19 protein-coding genes are annotated in these 16,163 nt (G+C 62.1%); 2 read left to right on the top strand and 17 right to left on the bottom strand.

The annotated features are described in order from the left end of the window. Positions 1 to 52: 52 nt before the first annotated feature. The 11 genes from LPW39_RS16965 to LPW39_RS16915 all read right to left on the bottom strand — a co-directional run bounded on the left by LPW39_RS16965 (position 53) and on the right by LPW39_RS16915 (position 6,784). Positions 53 to 529: a phage virion morphogenesis protein gene (locus LPW39_RS16965; protein WP_230777933.1), complete on the bottom strand. Its 477-nt coding sequence runs from the start codon at positions 527 to 529 to the stop codon at positions 53 to 55. A gap of 3 nt (positions 530 to 532) precedes the next feature. Beyond that, on the bottom strand, positions 533 to 1,048 hold the full coding sequence (locus LPW39_RS16960; RefSeq protein WP_230777930.1) for a phage tail protein: 516 nt from the start codon (positions 1,046 to 1,048) through the stop codon (positions 533 to 535). Beyond that, positions 1,014 to 1,610, bottom strand: a complete 597-nt coding sequence (locus LPW39_RS16955; protein WP_230777927.1) for a lysis system i-spanin subunit Rz — start codon at positions 1,608 to 1,610, stop codon at positions 1,014 to 1,016. Before LPW39_RS16955 ends, LPW39_RS16960 begins: the two co-directional genes overlap by 35 nt. Continuing rightward, positions 1,607 to 2,092, bottom strand: a complete 486-nt coding sequence (locus tag LPW39_RS16950; RefSeq protein WP_230777924.1) for a glycoside hydrolase family protein — start codon at positions 2,090 to 2,092, stop codon at positions 1,607 to 1,609. Before LPW39_RS16950 ends, LPW39_RS16955 begins: the two co-directional genes overlap by 4 nt. Before the next feature lie 19 nt (positions 2,093 to 2,111). Next, entirely contained in the window at positions 2,112 to 2,552 is a 441-nt protein-coding gene (locus LPW39_RS16945) for a hypothetical protein (protein ID WP_230777921.1), read from the bottom strand. After that, a complete protein-coding gene (locus LPW39_RS16940) occupies positions 2,549 to 3,217 on the bottom strand; it encodes a hypothetical protein (RefSeq protein ID WP_230777918.1) in 669 nt (222 codons plus the stop codon). Before LPW39_RS16940 ends, LPW39_RS16945 begins: the two co-directional genes overlap by 4 nt. Before the next feature lie 7 nt (positions 3,218 to 3,224). Next, positions 3,225 to 3,446 carry a tail protein X gene (locus tag LPW39_RS16935; RefSeq protein WP_269075865.1) on the bottom strand — a complete coding sequence of 74 codons (222 nt, stop codon included), beginning with the start codon at positions 3,444 to 3,446 and terminating at the stop codon, positions 3,225 to 3,227. After that, positions 3,443 to 3,931: a head completion/stabilization protein gene (locus LPW39_RS16930; protein WP_230777916.1), complete on the bottom strand. Its 489-nt coding sequence runs from the start codon at positions 3,929 to 3,931 to the stop codon at positions 3,443 to 3,445. The genes LPW39_RS16935 and LPW39_RS16930 overlap by 4 nt, the downstream gene beginning before the upstream one ends. Positions 3,932 to 4,057: 126 nt before the next feature. After that, a complete protein-coding gene (gene gpM / locus LPW39_RS16925) occupies positions 4,058 to 4,765 on the bottom strand; it encodes a phage terminase small subunit (RefSeq protein ID WP_230777914.1) in 708 nt (235 codons plus the stop codon). Between the two features lie 92 nt (positions 4,766 to 4,857). Then, a complete protein-coding gene (locus LPW39_RS16920; RefSeq protein ID WP_230777911.1) occupies positions 4,858 to 5,889 on the bottom strand; it encodes a phage major capsid protein, P2 family in 1,032 nt (343 codons plus the stop codon). A gap of 67 nt (positions 5,890 to 5,956) precedes the next feature. After that, positions 5,957 to 6,784 carry a GPO family capsid scaffolding protein gene (locus LPW39_RS16915; RefSeq protein WP_230777908.1) on the bottom strand — a complete coding sequence of 276 codons (828 nt, stop codon included), beginning with the start codon at positions 6,782 to 6,784 and terminating at the stop codon, positions 5,957 to 5,959. Positions 6,785 to 6,925: 141 nt separating this feature from the next. Here LPW39_RS16915 and LPW39_RS16910 point away from each other — a divergent pair, with 141 nt between their 5' ends. Beyond that, the gene (locus LPW39_RS16910; protein WP_230777905.1) at positions 6,926 to 8,911 is read left to right on the top strand and encodes a terminase large subunit domain-containing protein; all 1,986 of its coding nucleotides are present in this window, start codon (positions 6,926 to 6,928) and stop codon (positions 8,909 to 8,911) included. Next, on the top strand, positions 8,911 to 9,984 hold the full coding sequence (locus LPW39_RS16905; RefSeq protein WP_230777902.1) for a phage portal protein: 1,074 nt from the start codon (positions 8,911 to 8,913) through the stop codon (positions 9,982 to 9,984). Before LPW39_RS16910 ends, LPW39_RS16905 begins: the two co-directional genes overlap by 1 nt. Before the next feature lie 450 nt (positions 9,985 to 10,434). Here the strand turns inward: LPW39_RS16905 and LPW39_RS16900 are convergent, their stop codons facing one another. The 6 genes from LPW39_RS16900 to LPW39_RS16875 all read right to left on the bottom strand — a co-directional run bounded on the left by LPW39_RS16900 (position 10,435) and on the right by LPW39_RS16875 (position 15,922). Beyond that, entirely contained in the window at positions 10,435 to 10,764 is a 330-nt protein-coding gene (locus LPW39_RS16900) for a hypothetical protein (RefSeq protein WP_230777899.1), read from the bottom strand. 362 nt (positions 10,765 to 11,126) lie between these two features. After that, positions 11,127 to 12,611 (bottom strand): sensor histidine kinase, encoded by a 1,485-nt coding sequence (locus tag LPW39_RS16895; protein ID WP_230777897.1) that lies wholly within the window; start codon positions 12,609 to 12,611, stop codon positions 11,127 to 11,129. After that, entirely contained in the window at positions 12,608 to 13,318 is a 711-nt protein-coding gene (locus tag LPW39_RS16890) for a response regulator transcription factor (protein WP_230777895.1), read from the bottom strand. The genes LPW39_RS16895 and LPW39_RS16890 overlap by 4 nt, the downstream gene beginning before the upstream one ends. A gap of 115 nt (positions 13,319 to 13,433) precedes the next feature. After that, on the bottom strand, positions 13,434 to 14,072 hold the full coding sequence (locus LPW39_RS16885; RefSeq protein ID WP_230777893.1) for a protein-methionine-sulfoxide reductase heme-binding subunit MsrQ: 639 nt from the start codon (positions 14,070 to 14,072) through the stop codon (positions 13,434 to 13,436). Positions 14,073 to 14,081: 9 nt separating this feature from the next. Beyond that, positions 14,082 to 15,062 carry a protein-methionine-sulfoxide reductase catalytic subunit MsrP gene (gene msrP, locus LPW39_RS16880; RefSeq protein WP_230777891.1) on the bottom strand — a complete coding sequence of 327 codons (981 nt, stop codon included), beginning with the start codon at positions 15,060 to 15,062 and terminating at the stop codon, positions 14,082 to 14,084. Positions 15,063 to 15,346: 284 nt separating this feature from the next. Then, the gene (locus tag LPW39_RS16875) at positions 15,347 to 15,922 is read right to left on the bottom strand and encodes a hypothetical protein (RefSeq protein ID WP_230777889.1); all 576 of its coding nucleotides are present in this window, start codon (positions 15,920 to 15,922) and stop codon (positions 15,347 to 15,349) included. Positions 15,923 to 16,163: the final 241 nt, after the last annotated feature.

Below are 16,163 nucleotides of genomic sequence, written 5' to 3'. Positions count from 1 at the left end.
CAGCAGCGGGCACTGTGGCTGCGCCTCACACAATTTTTGCAGCGTGTGGCTGCTACTTGCTCAGGTAGTCCAGCAGGTATTCGCGCAGCCAATCGGTGTCGTCTTTGCTGATGCCGATCAGCTCGCGGGCTGGGTAGTCGTAGCTCGGCCCGCCTGGATTCACCAGATCGGTTTCGCCGTAGTGGTGCACGCGGGCGATGCGCTGGGCGCGGCCGACAAACTCCACTACTGCCGCGTTGCCGCCGTCGCTGCGCGCCCGGATGTTGCGCTGCATGCGCAGCTTGGCAAACATGGGCTTGCGCTGCTGGGCCTGTTGGCGCACCTGGGCGCGCTTGCTGCGCAGTGCGCCGCTGGGGGCCTTGCGGGGTGTCCAGGCGTTGCCATCGGGGTCAGTCTGGGCGCGCATGCGCTGGGTGTTGGCCGTGCGCAGCTTGCGCGCAATGTCCACGGCCAGGCGCCGGCGCGCGGTGCCGTCCAGCTTGGCCAGCAGGTGGCCGGCCCAGTCTTCAATGGCGCGAAAGTCTGCCATGGGCTACAGCACAAACCGCGCTTCTTCTGGCGGGGTGGGAATGTCCCATTCGGCCAGCAGCTGGTCTTTGAGCCACAGCTGCCAATGCTCGGGCAGGCGGTTGGTTCCAATCACCTGGGGCTCTGCGGGGTGGTCGCAAATCAGGCGTGTGGGGTGGTCAGGGTCGGGGGTGACAATCACGCGCTCGGTGACGGGCACACGTATGCCGATATCGGCGCCTGCAGTGTTGAGCAGCTCCACCTGAAACTGCAGGCCGGTGGCCTGGCTGGTAGGGTTAAGCAGCAGCTCAGGCTGGTGGACCCGCAGCCAGGCGATCAGCGGCACAAACAACGCATCGGTGTGGCCGGTAAAGTCCAGCACCGACACTTCGATGGTGTAGGCGTACTCAAACGACAGGCTTTTGCCCATGGCCGATACAGCCCGGCCTGCGCTGGCCAGGACTATGAGGTTCTCGGGGTTAGCTTTGAGGTCGGGGACTGCGGCCTCAATGAGGTTGCGCAGGCTTTGCAGCTTCCACATGCTTGGCGCCTTTCCAGATGGTGTTTTTCCAATCGTCCAGCGCCTGCTTGGCCGCGTTGTACTGGTCTATGCAGCTGTTCAGTTCGCGGGTGGCGTCTTCGGCGTCGGCGGTGATGGCTGCAATATCGGCTGCATCCTCTGCCAGTAGTTCAGCTCGCGCTTCTTGAGGCCCAACGCCGGCATGCTGGGTGGCTCGCTCAGCAGGTACTGCGGGGGCGGGGCAGCTGGTGGTGCGGACTGACAGCCGCTGACGGCCAGCACGCAAAGCGCGGTCGCGCTCAGCTTCAATAGTTTTTGCATGGTCTTTGCTCTCCTGTAGTTCACGGGCAAGGGTTGCGGCCTGGTCGCGCAGCTGGTTGTCTGCCGTGCGGTTGGCCTCGCCCTGGCGGGTGGCCTCGGTGCGCTCGGCTGCTTGGCGCTTGGCATCGTCCTGCTGGGCGATCTGGTCACGTGCTGCATAGCCCTTGCGGTATGCCCAGCCATGGCCCACCCATAGCCCCGCCAGCAGCGCGGCGCACGCGATGACGGTCAGCCAGTCGATGACGCCGGTTTGCCTTTTCATGGCTGGGCCTTCAAACAGTCGGCCTCGCGCTTGAGGCTGCGCGCCCACACGCCACCGCATCGCTTATTCCCTGGCGTGCTGCAGTCGTAGCCTGCGGAAAATTTATAGAGTGGGTAGCTATGACAGGCGCCCTTGTAGTCCCCTTCCTGGGTTTTCTTGCGCATGCTGCTGCTGTTCCATTTGGCACACCCATATTGGCCGGCAAAGTCCACAGCGATGCCGAACTCCTCCGGCAATACCAGCGTTTCCCCCAGCGACTTGCGCACGCATGCGGCATAGGTCTTATCGAGGATGTTGTAGGCCAGGTCATAGGCCCGCTGCCTGGTAATGGGCGGATCATCCATGCGCACACGGGTGCCGTCTTCGTAATGCGTAGCACCGTGGCCGATGGTGGGCACATCACCCTTGGTGGGGATGATGGGTTCGGCACTGAAGCCCTCGGCCAACATCCAAGCGGCCAGGATTGCAGAAGTAACGGCCATCGCGGCGGCGGGCCTGCGTTTATTCATCGAGCGCTCCGAAGTCAGTAGCGGCATTGCCGGGGTGGCGTTGAATCTGAATCTCACGCTCGCGCCAGTTCGCGCCAAAAGCGACCACCATCTTTTCTTCGCCGTGCTTTTCCAGCATTTCCATCACCCAGGCCATGCGGTTGCGCTCTTCGGCCCGGTCGCTGCGACGCTTTTCAGCACGCTTGGCTTTCACGCCCTGGCGCTGCGCCCAAATGGATACCAGGCCGGTAGCCACCGTCATAGCTGCGCCGATAAGTAAAAGCACTGTGTCCACCGTGAAAGAAGGAAACCACGCCGGCGCCACGTTGGCGTCGGTGGCGGCTTTGGCCGCGCCACCTGCCGTCGTGAGGCTTCCGAAAACATAGGTAGCGCCTGCGCTGATGCGCCCAACAACAAAGGTGCGGCTTTCCACCCAAAGGGCTTTGAGGCTCATTTTTTGGGCCCCTTCCAGCTCCATGCCGTCCATGTGCAAGTCGCAAAACGGTCGATGGTGTTGGCGTTCAGAACTTCAAACCCGTAGTTCTCGGTCTTGGTGCCGCCCCACAGCTTGCTGGTGCGCACCAGCTGCCACACGCCGCCAGCGCAAGCCACGCGGATGCCCATCACCTGGCGGCCAATTTCTGGGTTGCCCCATTCGCCATCCAGCACCGGCAGCCCGGCGCGATAGGCGATGTTTTCCAGGGGCATGCCCCACTTCTTGGCCAGCCAGCCGCAGCGGTTGCGGATGCCGTTGAAATTCCAGCGCGGCAAGAAGCTGCGCGGGCTGTACGGCGGCCAGTAGCTCACATGCTGGCCATCGTCATGCACCACATCTTCATCGGGCGCCGGCATGCGCACATGACGCCCATCAATCAGCGCCCAGTCAGAGCGGTCGCCGTTGATGCTGATGTTGTTGTCGTACCAGCGCAGCCAGCGCGGCAGCTGCTCGGCCTCGCGGGGCAGAAGTGCTGCAATGAACGCCCAGACGATGGGCGCGGTCAGGCCCACCCAAAAGCGGATCAGTGCGGGCTTGCGCGCGCTTTGCAGGCTGGCCAGGGCCTGGGCATGCAGCTCAGCCGGTACACCGGCTTCGGTCAAATAGGTTTGCAGCTTGTTCATGGTGTTGTCAGTCCCAAAGGTTGATGCGGTCTTGTACGGGCTGCGCGGCCTTGACCAGGCGCACGGGCATGCCCATGGGAATATCCATGGCCACCTTGGCCAGGCCCGGGTTTGCGGCAAGCGTGGCCTCTACGTGGCCCGCTGTGCTGCCCAGATGGCGATTTACCAGCGCATCGAGCACATCGCTTTGCAGCGCCCGCACGGTGATGGTGTTTTGCGTGCCGGTCATAGCAGCTCTGCAATCACGCGGGGCAGGCCCTGCAGGTCGGCAATGGCATGGCGGGTGCGGGTGTCGAGGCTGTCCTGCCGGATCTCCAGCGCGCTGCGCACCCGGCTTTCTTTGCCCGCGCCATCTGGCAGCGTGTCAATGTCGCGGTAGGCGCTGGCCAGCTGCGACTGCACATGCGATTGGATGGCACGCAGGTAGTGCTTGAGCTTCACGCTCTGGCCGCCCAGCTGGGTGGCGGGCACATCGGCCAAGCTCGCATAGCCCGCCGCCACCTGGGCGGCCTGCCAGTCGGCCAGCTCTCTGTTGACACTGAGCATGGCTTCTTCCACGGCCAGCAGCAGGCGGGGTGGCGTCACGGTGCCATCGAGCCGGGCGTCTTCGCGCAGCTTCTCGCAGTTCACATCGGGCCACCAGCCGTCATTAACCACCGATGCTTCGGTGCCCTTGATAGGCGGGTTGGCGACAGCGACAAAGGGCGAACTCACGGCGTTAGGCTTTCAGGGTGTTAGGTGTGGCGGTGGCCCAGGGCGTCAGGCGGTGGCAAATCAATGCTGCCTTTGCCCTGGGGCCGCCACGGCTCGCGGGGTGCGACTGGTGCGGCGACGGGGGCGCTACTTTTTAAGGCGCGCTTCCAATCGCTCAATGTCTTTTTTGACGCCTGCGCGCGCTGGATCAAGCTCCATAGCGCGTTGCAGGTACGGCAGGGCCGCGCTGCACACCTGCAAGGTGCGGCCCTTGGCATCCATGGCAATGTCTTGGCTGTTGGTCTTGCCCAGCAGCGCCCAGCCTGCGGCCTTGTTCAGCTTGGCCTTGATCTGGTCATGCATATCGGCCTCGGCGGTCAGCTCCAGCACGCGCTGGGTGACTGCGATGGCGTCCTGATCCGTCAAGCGGCCAACCAGAACGGCGTCTGCGATTTCCTCTGCCACCACGCTGGCCATGTCGCGCTTGTAGTCGTCTGGAGGGTTGATGCCGCTGGCCAGGGCATATTCGGCAAGAGGCATGGCGCGCACGTAGTCGCCCGCGTCAATGGCCCAGATCAGGATGGTCGCTACCACTTCGTCCTGCGTGCCTGGCTTGGTGTCAAACACCCCGGCCAGGTAGGCGTCGTATTCGGGCAGCATGGCGCGCTTGGCCTCGGCCTTGCGCTCATTGCTCTTGAAGTCCTTCAGCGCAATGCGGTGTTGGTGCAGCTGGATAAGCTGCAGCTCGTAGGCGGTGCCGATGGTTTGGCCATGGGCGTCGGCGGCACTGCCAGCGCTGGCCGCCAGGGCAGCCATGGTGCGCATGTAGTGCGCTTGGGCTGGTGTCTGTCGCATGTGGATGTTCCCCGCTTGGTGTTGGTGGGCACCGGCCCGCTAAAGAGCGGCCTATTTTTTTAGCCGCCGATGGCAGGCCGGTGCGCTTGGGCTTAGGCCAGTTCGATGTTTTCGACCAGGCAAGCCTTTTCCAGGTTCTCGATCACGAATGCATCGTTAGACGATTCAAACGTGGCGATGCGGTCTTTTTCCGGCTGGTCTTTGACCATGCGCCGGCGTGCGCTGGCCTGGTAGTAGATGGACAGGTTGTCCAGGCTGGTGATCAGCACGGCGTTGGGCGGGAAGAATGGCACCGTGACAGCCTGCAGGCCGCCCAGGCGCTTTTGGCTGACCACCAGGCTACCGGCGATCATCTCAGTGGGTGCGCTTTGGCCGTCCACGATGGGGAACAGCTTGTCATGCATCAGGTCGCGGCCCACGATGGCCACGAGGTCAGCGCCTTCGGAAAAGATGGGCGAGATCAGCGCATGGCGGGCGTCGTACACCAAGCCGTCCAGGCTTGCGTAGTCCGCATCGGCCAGCTTCTGGCCGGCAGCATCCATGCCAATCTTGACCTTGCCCGCCGTCTGGCCAGCCTTCATCACACCTTCGGGGCGATTCTCGCGCAGGTCTTGCAGCCAGCCCTTGTTTACGTCCTGCAGCAGGGGATTGGCTGCACGGTTGGTGTTAGCTGCCGCGCTGATGCCGTTGAAGCCAATCATGATGCGATCAAGCGCGCACTGCTGGATGATGGCGCCCGACAGCAGCTTTTGGAAGTTCGGGAACTTGGCCCACATATCCAGCTTGGCATAGCGAATGGCGGTGTCGTAGTTGGTTTGCACTGCCATGTATTTATGGCTGTTCATGTCCGACACATCGGTGGGCTTGCGCTCATCGTTGCCGCTGGTGTCGGTACGGCTGGCAATGGGGCCGTTCACGCCCAGGCCCAAGCGCTCGCCCATCATTTCATCCACGGGGGCGATATTGATCTTGCCCAGGAACGAGCTGGACTCTTGAATGCGCTGCTCCAGGGTTTGCTGCACGCTGGGCGCGATGGCGAACTTGACGGCAGCGGATGCCACGTTGGACAGCGCGGCCTGCTGTGCGACGTAGGCGGTGAATTTCAGGCGGGTTTCGTTGCGCATGATTGCGTCCCTATAAAAACTGGTGTCGGTTGTTGGTGAGAGCGGCTATTGAGCGGCTGTAACTGGCTTAGCAGTCGGCCAGCTCCGAGGCATCCTTGCCGGTGGCTGCTGGGCGCTGGCCGCTGTGGCTCTCAGTGCCTTCGAGCTTGGCTTTCAGGGTGGCAAAGTCCTTTTTGAGTCCAGCCAGCTCAGTGCCCTGGGCATTGAACTTGCCCCGCAGTTCGGCGTTTTCCGTGGCCATGTTCTGCAGCGCTGTACCGGTCACGCTCATTGCTTCCATGACCTTGGTTGCAAAGCTGGTATCGCCGGCTGCGGGCTTAGTGGCTGCCAGGCCCTTGATGCTGTCGATCACATCGTTGAACCTCTGCAGCATCGCGCTGGCGATCCCCTCGGCGTCACCTTCCAGGCCCAGATCGGTTTCCAGGGCAGCAGTGAACAAGGTGGACGGGTTGGTTTTGCGCTTGGCGAATGGATTGGCATCGGGGTGTGCAGCAGAAAATGCGAGCACCTCAGTCCCCAGGCTTGCGGGGCTGTCCGTGACAGCCAGTCCGACCATGTAGGCCTGGCCGGATTTCGCAAAGTCGGGGTCGATTTCAATGCTGGTGAAGATCTTTTGCTTGGCCTTGTTCATGGCCACCAGCGCGGGCAGTGCTTCCACCTGGGCAAACAGCTCCATCTTGCCCTCGGCATTGGCCACAGCCTTGAGCGCAGTCACATCGCCCAGCGCCGCAAAGGCGCTGTCGGCCATCACGCCGCGAATGTGTTCCAGCCAGACACGGGCCTGGTATTTACCGGTGTTGTAGTTGGCGGCAGCCTGTTCGATCCAGCTGCGCTGGATGGTGCGGCCATCGGTGGTAGCGCCTTCTGTGGCAACTCGAAAGAATTTGCTTGGCATGGTGCGGCTCGGTTAAGCGGTTGTTGATCTATCGCTATGTTCCGCTCACCCTGTTTTTGTAGCAATCACCGCGCGCTGTGGCTGCGTTTCGGACAGTTTGCACTTGTCGATTTCCGCGCGCGCGCGGCAGACACTGGCGGAATGAAAGTAGCACCGCGAAAGCCGCCAACCAGCCCAGCGCCCACCGGCACCGCCGACGGCGGCGCGCCGGCGCGCGCCGTCAAACGCCTTGCCAAGTCGCGCAGCAAATGCGGGCCGCACATCACCACAGTTACGCCCGAGCAGGCGTTTACCGCTGCTGCTCTCAAAGAGATATCGCCCGAGGGGAAGGGTCTGCCCTTCGCGCTTGACGGCTTGCCCGCTGGCGAGTGCAGCGCCGTCACCGATGGCGGTGCCGGCCAGCGGCGCCAGGCCCGTGACCTGTATTGGCAGGGCTGGAAGCTGACCCACATTGCGGAAAAGCTGGGCGTGGCCCGCGCCACCCTGCACGGCTGGCACAAGGCCGAGCGCTGGGCAGAGGCCAGCCCCACGCAGCGCGCCGAAGGCGTGACGGAGACGCGCTACGCGCAGCTGGTGGCCAAGGTGGAGAAGACGGGCAGCGATTACAAGGAAATTGACCTACTCGGGCGGCAAATGGAGCGCTTCGCGCGCATCAGCAACTACCGCCAGTCGGGCCGCGAGCGCGATCTAAATCCCAACATCGATGCGCGCAACGCAGCCGCCAAAAAGCAGCCTGTCAAAAACTTCCTATCGCAGGAACAGATCGAGCAGCTGCGCGATGCCTTCATTGAATCGTGCTTTAAGTACCAGCTCACCTGGTGGCAGAACAGCCACCAGCGCACACGCCAGATTCTCAAAAGCCGCCAGATCGGCGCCACCTGGTACTTTGCCCGCGAAGCGTTGATTGATGCGCTGGAGACGGGCCGCAATCAGATTTTCCTGTCTGCCAGCAAGGCCCAGGCGCACATCTTCAAGCAGTACATCCAGGCGTTTGTCTTTGAGGTCTGCCAGGTGGAGCTGAAAGGCGAACCGATCATTCTGGCGAACGGCGCGCAGCTGCACTTCCTGGGCAGCAATGCGCGCACAGCCCAGGGCTACCACGGCAATTTCTACTTCGATGAGTATTTTTGGACAACCGACTTCGAGCGCCTAAACAAGGTGGCCAGCGGCATGGCCATTCACAAGAAGTGGCGCAAAACCTATTTCAGCACCCCATCGAGCATCCAGCACGCGGCCTATGACCTGTGGAGCGCGAAGAAGTTTGCGCGCAAGTTCAACACCGATGTCGACATTACCCACGGCAAGCTGGCGGGCGGCTTCACGGGCGAAGACAAGGTTTGGCGCCACATCGTCAACATCTTGGACGCCGAGGCCGGGGGCTGCGATCTTTTCGACCTGGACGAACTGCGGCTGGAGTACTCCGACCCGGAGTTTGAGAACCTGCTGATGTGCGGCTTTGTGGATGACTCGTTTAGCGTGTTCCCGCTGACCAATCTGCAGCCCTGCATGGTTGACAGCTGGGAGATTTGGAAAGACTTCAAAGCATTCACCCAGCGGCCCTTTGGCTGGCAGCCAGTATGGGTGGGCTATGACCCCAGCCTGAACGGCGACAGCGCGGGATTGGTAGTGCTGGCCCCGCCCGAGACACCGGGCGGCCCGCTGCGCGTGCTGTACACCCGCCAGCTGCGCGGGCTGGACTTTGAAGCACAGGCGGCCGAGATAAAGAAGGTCTGCGACACCTACAACGTGCAGCAGCTCACCATCGATCAGACCAGCATCGGCAATGCCGTCTACCAGCTGGTGGTGAAGTTCTTCCCGGCCGCCCGGGGCATCAACTACAGCGTGGAAAGCAAAACACTGCTGGTGATGAAAGCTCAGCAAGTTATCAAGGCCCAGCGCCTGCAGTGGGACGCCGGCAACAAAGAACTGGCCGCCTCATTCATGGCCATCAAGCGCGAGATGACGGCCAGCGGCCGCAGCGTGACTTACGCGGCGGGCCGCAGCAAAGATACCGGCCACGCCGATCTGGCATGGGCGTGCATGAACGCGCTCAGCAACGAAGCGCTGGAAGTCGGCACCGGCCTGGCCACGCCGCAGACGCAATCCTTTATCGAGGTCTATTCCTAATGAGAAAACGCAAACCCGCGCAGCCCCAGCGCACGGCAGCAATGGCCGCCCCATCGCCCGCGCCTGCCACCCAGGCGGGCGAGTCATCCAATGTTCAGGCGTTCAGCTTTGGCGATCCCGAGCCGGTGATAGGCGGCATCAGCGCGCTGATGGAGTATGCCGAGTGTGTGCAGAACGGCGATTGGTACGAGCCACCCGTCAGCCTGGCCGCCCTGGCCCGCCTGCTGCGCGTGGGTGCGCACCATGAATCTGCCCTGCGCTGCAAGGTCAACATCCTGGCCAGCACATTCATTCCCACCCAGTGGCTCAGCGCCGCCGACTTCAAGGCCATGGCGTTTAACTTTTGCGTGCTGGGCAACGGCTATCTGGAATGGCGCGAAAACCAGCTGGGCGACAAGCTGGTACTGCGCCACGCCCTGGCCAAATACATGCGGGTGGGCATCGAGCCTGGGCGGTTCTTTTTCGTGACAGATCTGCAGTCGCCGCACGAATTCAAAGCCGGATCTATCCTGCACCTGCGCGAGCCCGATCTGCATCAGGAAATTTACGGCGTGCCGGGCTACCTGGGCGCCATGCAGTCGGCCCAGCTCAACGAAAGCGCAACGCTGTTCCGCCGCCGCTACTACAACAACGGATCGCACGCAGGCTTCATCCTTTACGCGACTGACCCGGCCCAAAGCCAGGGGGACATTGACGCCTTGCGCAAGCAGCTGACCCAGACAAAGAACGGCGGCAACTTCCGCAACGTGTTCTTCTACGCGCCAGGCGGCAAGAAAGACGGCCTGCAGCTGATCCCCATCAGTGAGGTGGCCGCCAAAGATGACTTCTTGAACATCAAGAACAGCAGCCGCGACGATGTGCTGGCCGCGCACCGGGTTCCGCCGCAGCTGATCGGCATGCTGCCAAACAATACGGGCGGCTTCGGCGATGTGGAAAAGGCTGCAACGGTTTTTGCGCGCAATGAGATCACCACCCTGCAAAGCGACATAGCCGGGTCGATCAACGAACAGGCCGGCCGGGAGGTGGTGCGCTTCAAGCCCTACAAGCTGGACGAGGGCCAGGCCGCCGAGTAGCCCCAGCTCCACACGCCACCCAGCACAGCGCGGCCCCCGCACTAGGCCGCGCCCAGGCCCGGCACCAGGGGCCAGCCCGCGCTGCACGCCCAGCCCGCCCCCACGCCCCTGCACCACAGGCCCGCCACAGCGCGGGCCTTTGCATGGGCGCCCCACCCCTTGCCCCAGCGCACGCAGCCCCACAGCGGCCCGCAGGCGCGGCCCCTGGCCCACGCACGCACCCCAGGGGCACCCCCGCCCCCGCCCGCCCTGCCCGCCCACCCCCTGCATACCCCCGCTGCGCGCGGTCGAGACCCCGCCGCGCCCGCTCGCTTAATAGGTCGCAATCGTCGGCACCGCCGACCAGGCCGCTTTCCAGCACTGGCGGGGCCTGGCGGGGCATTTTTACCCCCTGTTTAAGTGTCGGGAAACGTCGGGTTTCGTAATGCGGGAAGAAAGGCGTCGCGCGGACTAGAACGGCACATCCTTTTCCAACGATGCAAGCAGGTCAGCGGGTATGCCAATCGAGGTCTTCAGGCCATGCGCCGGCCGTGCTTCGGGTGGCTCAGTCTGCGAAATAGACGGTAGGTGGTTCATCAGCGCGTTGCCGGTCGAGCTTGTCCGGTACCGCTCCCACATCTCTTCTTCTGTCTCCGGCACCGACAGCTCAACAAGCGACCCAGGTATGCATATCGCTTCTGGGTGTTCGTCTTTGATGTGTTCTTCTGTGCAGCGGAATCGGGTTGTCTTCCACTTCCCAAAGACCTGGATCTTCCAAAAGTACTGTTTCTCAAGCTTCATGATGGCCTCCTGTAACACTGTTTATTTATACAGTATTTCCGAAGTCCCCGAAGTGCGCACTAACAGAATTCTTCCTTCGCAACTCTCAACTGGCCTATGGTTTTTGCACAACAAAAGCGCGGGAACTCATGCCCGACGAGGCTGAAAAAGGTTGGCCTGTTCGTTGGCCTGTAGAGCTTTAAAATTGCGTAAAAGCCTTATTTTTAGCCATAACGCGGCGGCCGCCTTCTCCGCCACAAATGATCGGTTCAAAAGAACGTAAAGGCTTTCGAATCCAGCGCTACCAGATAGCGCACAAAACAAAGGCTGCAAATTTCGGTTTGCAGCCTTTCTTGTTTCTAGCGTGACGCTTTTCGGTAGCCCTAGCGCAAATAAAACCTAAACCGCGCGCCCACATCCCCCGCCCCACTCAACAGCTCAATCGAGCTGTCATGCAGCTGCAGAATGCGGTGCACGATCATCAAGCCCAAGCCGCCAGAGCGGCCATCGCTGCGGCTGTGCATGCGGCTCAAGGTGGGGCGTTCGAACAGGCTGTCGCGCAGCGCGGGAGGGATGCCTGGGCCATTGTCCTGCACGGTCACGCTGATGCGGCCCTGCTCTGCGGCACGCAGCTCTACCTGTATATCACCGCCTTGCTGCGTGGCGCGGATGGCGTTGTCGATCAGGTTGACAAGGACGCGTTCCAGCATGCCCAGATCAGCGGTGACGGGGGGCAAATCCGGGTCGATCACGGCGTGCAGGCGCTGCGCCTTGGCCTCGGCGGCAAGCTCAAACTTCTGGAACACGTCCTGCAGCAGATCGGGCAGAAAGAAGCGCTCGGGCTCGGGCTTGACCACGCCGTATTCCAGCCGCGCCAGCTCAAACAGCTTTTGCGCCAGGTCGCCGACCTTGCGGCTTTGGTCCAGCGCAATGCCCAGGTAGCGGCGGCGCTCGTCGGTCGACAGCACATCGGCCTTGAGTTGCAAGGTTTCCAGATAGCCATGCAAGGAGGTCAAAGGCGTGCGCAGGTCGTGGGAGATATTGGCGAAGAGCTCGCGCCGCTGCTGGTCTTGCGTGCGCAGCTTTTGCCATTGCTCCCAGGTGCGTTGCGCCAGCTGTGCAAAGGCCTGGCTGAGCACAGCGATATCGGCACCGCCGTGCGCTGCCTGCCGCAGCTTGGCCTGGGCTTGGGGCAGATCGGCCAGGCCGTCGGTTTGCAGCTCTTGCACGGCTGCCGTCAGGCGCCGCAGCGGCCGGGTGATCATGCCAAAGGCCACGGCTGCTGCGACTGCGCCCAGCACCACGACGACCAGCAGCGACCAGAGCAATGTGCGGAGCGCGCCGTCACTGCTGACGCGCGCTGCCAGGCTGTCACGGCCCTGGCCTTGCAGGATCACATAGACATAGCCTGAGCGCTGGCCGCCCTGCATCAAAGGCGCTGCGCTGAACACCTTGCGCTCGGTCATGCTGCGGGGGTCGTCACCCAATACCGGCAGCGCAGCGCCGCTGAACAAACGCTGCAAGGGCTCCAGATCGACCTTTTGGCGCAGTATCTTTTCTTGCGGCGCATCGTAGGCCTGGATGGCGCCGCTGTCGTCGAGCAGGTAGACCTCCACGCTCGGGTTGACCTGCATCAGCTTGCCAAACAGCTCGCGGCTGGCGCCAGCGTTCAGGCCATCGGCACGCATCAGCTCCGGGTAGCGGGCAATGCGCGCGGCCAGATCCTGCGACAGGCGCTGCACTACCTCTTGCTCGCGCTGGTCGGATACCCGCATCTGCAGCCAGACTGTGGCCGCACTGCAGGCCAACAGCAGCAGCACAAAGACCGCGCTCAGGCGCTGCGCCAGGGTGGTGGATGCGCGCTTCATGGCGTCTCCTCCGCCCATTTGTAGCCATGGCCCCAGACCGTCAAGATGCGCCTGGGGCTGCCAGGATCGGCTTCGATCTTGGTCCGGAGGCGGTTGATATGGGTGTTGACCGTGTGCTCATAGCCATCATGGCGGTAGCCCCAGACCTGGTTGAGCAGGTCAAACCGGGAGAACACCTTGCCGGGGTTGCGCACAAAAAAATGCAGCAGGTCAAACTCTCGCGGCGTCAGCTCCACCTGGGCGCCATCCACCTTTACCTCCCGCGATATCGGGTCGATCTCGAGATTGCCGAGCACCAGCACACCCGCATCCAGCCGGGCGTTTTGCGCCAGGGCCTGGCTGCGGCGCAGCAGCGCGCGCACCCGCGCCACCAACTCTAGTACCGAGAACGGCTTGGCCAGGTAATCGTCCGCGCCCAGCTCCAGCCCCAGGATGCGGTGCATCTCGCTGGAGCGGGCACTGGTGATGATGATGGGCACGTAATAAGCCATCGCGCGGGCACGCCGGCAGATCTCCAGGCCATCCACCCCGGGCAGCATCAAATCCAGCACCAGCGCATCCCAACCGCCCCGCTCCAAGGCCTGCATGCCCGCATCGCCGTCAGCCATGTGCACCACCTCATAGCCTTCATCGCGCAGGTGCAACTGCAGCAGCTCCGCGATGGGGGCATCGTCTTCCACGATCAAGATACGTTTGCTGGGATTCATGCTGTCATTGTGCGGTACGGGCGATGGCCTGCTGGCATCGGCAGCCGGCTGCAAGCCAGGCCATCATGGCTGCAGGCAGCCGCTGCGAAGAAGGTGTTAAGCGGACTGTCGCTGGTCAAGCCCGAGCGGCCTTGGCCGCCGCCTGCATCTGCTTGCGCTTCTGGAACACCCAGCGCGCCGCCAGCAAACCGGCCAGGATGAGCCCGTACAACCACACCTCGGCAAAGTTGTTCTTGCCGGAACGCATCCACCAGAAGTGCAGCACCGCCAATGCAGCCGCGCCATACACGGCGCGGTGCAGCATCTGCCAGCGCTTGCCGCCCATGCGCCGGATGATCCTGGGGACCGAAGTGACGGCCAGCGCCAGCAGGATCAGCCAGGCCAAGGTGCCCACAAGGATGAAGGGGCGCTTGATCAGGTCGTCGACGATCGCGGACCAATCCACGCCCATGTCGAACACCACATAGGCCAGCCAGTGCAGGCTGGCATAGAAGAAGGCATAGAGGCCCAGCATGCGGCGGTAGGCTGCCAGCCCGTTCCAGCGCAGCCATTGGCGCAACGGCGTAACGGCCAGCGCAATGCAGATAAAGCGGATGGCCCAATCCCCCAGCGAGCGCAGCAATGCCTCAGCTGGATTTGCCCCGAGCCCATCTGTTGCCGCGAGGTAAAAAAGCCAGGCAGCGGGGACCAGGCACAACAGGTGCAGCAGCAGCCGCTGTACGGACTTGACCGAGAAACGCGAGGTGTTGGGCATGGGCAGGTATCAGTAGTCTTTGCGCAGATCCATACCGGCGTACAGCTGCCCCACTTGGGCCTCGTAGCCGTTGAACAGCAGGGTCTTGTGGCGCTTGGCAAAGAGGCCGCCTTCGCCAATGCGGCGCTCGGTTGCCTGGCTCCAGCGCGGGTGCGGCACCTCGGGGTTCACGTTGGAGTAAAAGCCGTACTCATTGCGCGCCGCCTTGTTCCAAGCGGTGCCGGGCTGCTTCTCCACCACGCGGATAGTCACAATGCTCTTGGCGCTTTTGAAGCCGTATTTCCAAGGCAGCACCAGGCGCACCGGCGCGCCGTTTTGTGGGGTCAAGGTCTTGCCGTACATGCCAAAGGCCAGCAGGCTCAGCGGGTGCATGGCCTCGTCCATGCGCAGGCCCTCGGTGTAAGGCCAATCCAGCACGCTGCTGTTCAGGCCGGGCATCATCTTGCGGTCGGCCAGGGTCACAAACTCCACATACTTGGCACTGCCCTGCGGCTCCACCTGCGCCAGCAACTTGGACAGCGAATAGCCTACCCACGGAATCACCATCGACCAGCCCTCCACACAGCGCAGCCGGTAGATGCGCTCTTCCTGGGCGCTGAGCTTGAGCAGCTCTTCAATATCAAAGGTCTTGGGTTTGTTGACCAGGCCTTCGACCCGCACCGTCCAGGGTCTTGTCTGCAAGGTGTGGGCATAGCGCGCGGGGTCGCTTTTGTCGAGGCCGAACTCGTAGTAGTTGTTGTAGGTGCTGGCATCCTGGAAGGAGGTAGGCGTCTCCATAGATATCGCGCCCGGCACCGTAGAGCGAACGGTGCTGATCGGCTGCGTGCCATCGGACTTGGCCGCTTGCGCCCAGGCCCCCCCTGCGGCCAGAGCCGTGCCGCCAGCGGCCCCAAATTTGAGCAGGTCGCGACGGCTCAAATACAGGTGCTGAGGCGTGATGTCGCTGCTGGTTCCGTGGTCAAAGCCCGCGTTGTTGGTACGTATCAGCATGGGTATCGCTCCTGAAGTCGGTAGATGCAGATGAGGCAGGCCGGCGGGCCTGCCTCGGTTACCTCTAATAGACACCATCTGCAGCGCAAAGATGTCAAGCGCTGCTCAGTATTTGTTAAACAAAAAGTTATAAATGGTCAGAGAGGGAGGTCTGATGATGCCCCCGGCGGCTCAACAGCGCCTAAGGCCTAAGCAGCGCACACCGCACGGTAAGAGGCCACCCCATTCTGGGATGGCCGGGCGGCTAAAGCTATCAGACAAGCACTGATAGCTGCAATCCCCTTTTATGCCCACTGCGGCCAAAATGCCAGAGCTACGCGGTGCATGCTAGGCGGACAGGCCTGCCCGTTGAAAGCGATGCACGACCATGCATTGCGATCCTCAGCGAACGACATATCCCATGATCGCATCGGTGCATAGGCGGGACCGAGGGGGTTTACCTTGGCTTGGAAGTTCTCAGGCATCGCCACACCCATGCGCGGATCGCCTTGGGATCGAGGATCTGCATGGGACTGCGTTTCCGGCGGAAGGTCCAGGGGCGTCGCATGGGCTGGGGCGTCCCATCGCTGGTCGTAATAACGGGTCATTGATGGATGCGCCATGTTCGTATCGGCATTGACATAGAACTCTTTGTAGTTCTGATCAGCCTCGCGCCCCATCCACAGCGGCGGCATCGCAGCGCCAGGCAGCTTGGATATTTCTTCCCAACCCTGACGGTACCCGCGCTCGTCACGCGGACGTTCTTCCAACGCATTGGGCTGTGCGAAGGCATTGGGCCACTTCACGTCAGGCATAGCCTCGGCCACCGGGAATTCGTAGCTTGGATCGGCGAAAACATTGTTGAGAGCTGCATCAGACATGGGGCCTGCTGCTTGTGCGTGGGCAGCACTGCATGCCAACAGTATCGCGGTCGTAGTGATGGATCGGATAAACATACATTTACTCCTTTATAACCATGACATTTACAAATACCCTTAGTGATTATCACGCGGGGCATTTAAATAATAAACGATTGGCCTTGATTATCTTCATCGCATTTGTTGAAAAATGAAAGCTCCCGCAATCATCAGCCATCTGACCTATAAAACGACATTAATCACA

It is taken from the genome of Comamonas koreensis, from assembly GCF_021026195.1.
Taxonomy (GTDB): Bacteria; Pseudomonadota; Gammaproteobacteria; order Burkholderiales; family Burkholderiaceae_C; genus Comamonas; species Comamonas koreensis.
Note: the sequence above shows the minus strand (reverse complement) of the source record. Positions and strands in the feature narration are given on the sequence as shown.

What these genes read in the sequence shown, in the direction of transcription:
- LPW39_RS16940 (WP_230777918.1), bottom strand. Translation starts at nt 3,217, where the DNA reads ATGAACAAGCTGCAAACCTATTTGACCGAAGCCGGTGTACCGGCTGAG.
- LPW39_RS16910 (WP_230777905.1), top strand. Translation starts at nt 6,926, where the DNA reads ATGAAAGTAGCACCGCGAAAGCCGCCAACCAGCCCAGCGCCCACCGGC.
- LPW39_RS16895 (WP_230777897.1), bottom strand. Translation starts at nt 12,611, where the DNA reads ATGAAGCGCGCATCCACCACCCTGGCGCAGCGCCTGAGCGCGGTCTTT.
- LPW39_RS16915 (WP_230777908.1), bottom strand. Translation starts at nt 6,784, where the DNA reads ATGCCAAGCAAATTCTTTCGAGTTGCCACAGAAGGCGCTACCACCGAT.
- LPW39_RS16920 (WP_230777911.1), bottom strand. Translation starts at nt 5,889, where the DNA reads ATGCGCAACGAAACCCGCCTGAAATTCACCGCCTACGTCGCACAGCAG.
- LPW39_RS16955 (WP_230777927.1), bottom strand. Translation starts at nt 1,610, where the DNA reads ATGAAAAGGCAAACCGGCGTCATCGACTGGCTGACCGTCATCGCGTGC.
- LPW39_RS16885 (WP_230777893.1), bottom strand. Translation starts at nt 14,072, where the DNA reads ATGCCCAACACCTCGCGTTTCTCGGTCAAGTCCGTACAGCGGCTGCTG.
- LPW39_RS16905 (WP_230777902.1), top strand. Translation starts at nt 8,911, where the DNA reads ATGAGAAAACGCAAACCCGCGCAGCCCCAGCGCACGGCAGCAATGGCC.
- LPW39_RS16935 (WP_269075865.1), bottom strand. Translation starts at nt 3,446, where the DNA reads ATGACCGGCACGCAAAACACCATCACCGTGCGGGCGCTGCAAAGCGAT.
- LPW39_RS16890 (WP_230777895.1), bottom strand. Translation starts at nt 13,318, where the DNA reads ATGAATCCCAGCAAACGTATCTTGATCGTGGAAGACGATGCCCCCATC.
- LPW39_RS16965 (WP_230777933.1), bottom strand. Translation starts at nt 529, where the DNA reads ATGGCAGACTTTCGCGCCATTGAAGACTGGGCCGGCCACCTGCTGGCC.
- gpM (WP_230777914.1), bottom strand. Translation starts at nt 4,765, where the DNA reads ATGCGACAGACACCAGCCCAAGCGCACTACATGCGCACCATGGCTGCC.
- LPW39_RS16960 (WP_230777930.1), bottom strand. Translation starts at nt 1,048, where the DNA reads ATGTGGAAGCTGCAAAGCCTGCGCAACCTCATTGAGGCCGCAGTCCCC.
- LPW39_RS16875 (WP_230777889.1), bottom strand. Translation starts at nt 15,922, where the DNA reads ATGTCTGATGCAGCTCTCAACAATGTTTTCGCCGATCCAAGCTACGAA.
- LPW39_RS16945 (WP_230777921.1), bottom strand. Translation starts at nt 2,552, where the DNA reads ATGAGCCTCAAAGCCCTTTGGGTGGAAAGCCGCACCTTTGTTGTTGGG.
- LPW39_RS16900 (WP_230777899.1), bottom strand. Translation starts at nt 10,764, where the DNA reads ATGAAGCTTGAGAAACAGTACTTTTGGAAGATCCAGGTCTTTGGGAAG.
- LPW39_RS16950 (WP_230777924.1), bottom strand. Translation starts at nt 2,092, where the DNA reads ATGGCCGTTACTTCTGCAATCCTGGCCGCTTGGATGTTGGCCGAGGGC.
- msrP (WP_230777891.1), bottom strand. Translation starts at nt 15,062, where the DNA reads ATGCTGATACGTACCAACAACGCGGGCTTTGACCACGGAACCAGCAGC.